Origin of the sequence: Bradyrhizobium sp. (assembly GCF_049798375.1) — a bacterium.
Lineage (GTDB): Bacteria > Pseudomonadota > Alphaproteobacteria > Rhizobiales > Xanthobacteraceae > Bradyrhizobium.
The window spans coordinates 1-2,769 of the sequence record NZ_JBARGP010000221.1; the positions used below are offsets into that span (position 1 = coordinate 1).

The 2,769-nt window shown below is 65.3% G+C and carries 4 protein-coding genes; 2 read left to right on the top strand and 2 right to left on the bottom strand.

Annotation, left to right across the window (positions count from 1 at the left end; all coding sequences use genetic code 11):
- Positions 1 to 525: ComF family protein (locus tag WA702_RS09485; RefSeq protein WP_425110261.1), on the bottom strand; the 525-nt coding region annotated here is incomplete at its 3' end.
- A gap of 136 nt (positions 526 to 661) precedes the next feature.
- On the opposite strand from WA702_RS09485, the gene WA702_RS09490 reads away from it, so the two are divergent.
- Positions 662 to 1,507: a methyltransferase domain-containing protein gene (locus WA702_RS09490; protein WP_425110262.1), complete on the top strand. Its 846-nt coding sequence runs from the start codon at positions 662 to 664 to the stop codon at positions 1,505 to 1,507.
- 57 nt (positions 1,508 to 1,564) lie between these two features.
- Here the strand turns inward: WA702_RS09490 and WA702_RS09495 are convergent, their stop codons facing one another.
- On the bottom strand, positions 1,565 to 1,975 hold the full coding sequence (locus WA702_RS09495; protein ID WP_425110263.1) for a (deoxy)nucleoside triphosphate pyrophosphohydrolase: 411 nt from the start codon (positions 1,973 to 1,975) through the stop codon (positions 1,565 to 1,567).
- A 174-nt stretch (positions 1,976 to 2,149) separates the two neighbouring features.
- On the opposite strand from WA702_RS09495, the gene WA702_RS09500 reads away from it, so the two are divergent.
- The coding region (locus WA702_RS09500; protein ID WP_425110264.1) for a TadE/TadG family type IV pilus assembly protein at positions 2,150 to 2,769 on the top strand (620 nt) is incomplete at its 3' end.

The window sequence follows — 2,769 nt, forward strand, 5'->3', positions numbered from 1 at the left end:
GTGGCGCGCGATCACGCGGGTCAGCGCGCCGGACTGATTGTAGCGGCGGCTGAAGTTGCGCCGCCAATGCAGCGGCACCGGGATCAGCGCGTCGGCGCCCTCGAGCAGCTCGCGGCCGGCGCGCGCCATCCAGCGGCCCATGATCGGCGCCAGATCCGTGCGGTCCTGGTATTTCAGCGCATGCACCAGCGTGCGGGCGACCTCGTCATAGCGCACGGCGGCGCGCGCCCGCGCATAGGCCGGCGGACTGGCGATTGCCTCCATCGAGAGCAGCTCGGGACCGGGATCATAAACGAAGGGAATGCCGAGTTTGGGGCAGTAGGGACGTTCGATGAACGACAATTTGCCCCAGCAGGCGGCACAGACCCCCTCGCCGTCGACCGGCTCGCGGCAGGCGATGCACAGCGTCGGCAGCGCAACGTCGAGCGCGAGCTTGGCCAGATGCGCGACGGCGCTGCCGGCGGCACGGAGGCTCGCGCGCATCCAGGCTGGAGTTGAACGCTGAGGAGCGATCTCAATATCCATGCATCGGAGGCTAGCGCCGCGGTTGGCGACGCTCAAGCAACAAACTCGATGTCGTCCCGGCCTTGTGCGCAATTGCGCACTGGCGCCGGGACGACGGAGAATTGCTCAATGTAAGCGATCGGCGTAACCAGCGGCCATGACAACCGATCAAACCTCCGCTCCCGTCTTGTTCGATCGCTCGCTGCTCCTGCAGCGGCAGCGCCGGGCGGCGCGTGCGCCGGAAACGTTCCTGCGCGATCGCATCATCGAGGATCTCGGCGACCGGCTGGCGGCGGTGAAGCGCACAATCCGCGACGCGGCCGATGTCTGGACCCCAGGCGGTTTGCAGGCGCCTTTCACGCACCGCTTCGCGTCGTTCGCGCATGTGCCGGAATCGGTGCGGGAAGAGCTCGCACTAGCACCGCAATCGCTCGATCTCGCGCTGTCGGTGCTGGCCTTGCAGTTCGTCAATGATCTGCCGGGCCTGCTCGCGCAGATCCGCCGCGCACTGCGGCCCGATGGCCTGCTGCTGGCGGCGATGATCGGTGGTGACACCTTGACCGAGTTGCGACAGAGCTTTGCTGCCGCGGAGGCCGAATGCGAGGGCGGCGTGTCGCCGCGGGTAGCGCCATCAGCCGATCTGCGCGATGTCGGCGGCCTGTTGCAGCGGGCAGGCTTTGCACTGCCGGTGACCGACGTCGATCGCGTCGTCGTGCGCTACGCCAATGCGTTCGGCCTGATGCAGGATCTCAGGCGCATGGGCGCCACCAACGTGCTAGTCGAGCGGCGGCGGACACCGACGCGCCGCACGACGATGCTGCGCATGGCCGAGATCTATGCCGAGCGCTTTGCCGACCCCGACGGCCGCATCCGCGCCACCTTCGACATCATCTGGCTGTCGGGCTGGGCGCCGCATGAGAGCCAACAGAAGCCGCTGCGGCCGGGCTCGGCGCGAGCGAGTTTGGAGGATGCGGTGAAGCGGATACCGAAAACGGAGACCTGAATCAGTTTGCTCGTCATGCCCGGGACAAGCCCGGCCATGGCGGCAGAGATAGCGGCGTCACATCAGCAAATCCATCAAATGCGGGATCAGCGGGATGTCCGCGGCGGGCATCGGATAGTCACGCAGCTTCTGCGGCCGCACCCAGGCCAGTGTCTGGCCTTCGCGCGCGATCGCCTGGCCCTCCCAGCGCCGGCAGATGTAGAGCGGCATCAAGAGATGGAAGCTCTCATAGGTGTGGCTGGCGAAGGTCAGCGGTGCCAGGCACGGCTCGGCCACGGTGATGCCGATCTCTTCCTGCAGTTCGCGGATCAGGGTCGTCTCCGGCCGCTCGCCCGGCTCCATCTTGCCGCCGGGAAACTCCCACAGGCCGGCCAGCGATTTGCCGGGCGGACGCTGCGCCAGCAGCACGCGCTTGTCCGCATCGACAAGGGCGCAGGCGACGACGAGGGTGAGCTTGAGTTCGGTCATGGGACTCGGTTCGGGCGGATGACGGTCTGGACGGTGCGGGATCGCGCTAAGGCTCCGTTAACGCTGGTCCACAACGTCCATATGTCGAGAGTTGCAATAAGCCGACCTTAACAGGAACCCGTGCATTTTGGCGAAGCTTCGTCGCCTAGGCATATACTCGCAAGGCATGGGTCCATGTTCATATTGTCCGGGCTGCTCGCTCGCTTTCGCCGCGACCGCGCCGCCAATGTCGCCGTCACATTCGCCATCGTCTGCGTGCCGCTGATCTCGGCGGTCGGCTGCGGCGTGGACTATAGCCGCGCCAACCAGATCCGCAGCAAGCTGCAGGGCGCGGTCGACGCCGCCTCGGTCGGCTCGGTCGCGAGAACCTCTCCTGCCTTTCTCGCCGCCGGCTCGATGACCGCGGACGGCACGATCGATGTCGGCAAAACCGATGCGCAGAATATCTTCAATGGCAACGTCAACGGGACGAGCGGCTATACGCTGACCAATCTGACGGCGCTCGTGGAAAAGAAGAACGGGATCGTCACCTCGACCGTGTCGTATACGGCGAGCGTGCCGACCATGTTCATGAACGTGGTCGGGATCAAGTCCGTGACCATGAGCGGCTCTTCGACCGCCACGGCCACCATGCCGAAATACATCGACTTCTATCTGATGCTGGACAATTCGCCCTCGATGGGCGTGGCGGCGACGCCGACCGACGTCAGCAAGATGGTCAGCAACACGTCCGACAAATGCGCCTTCGCCTGTCACGACTACAACAATTCCAACAACTACTATAATCTCGCCAA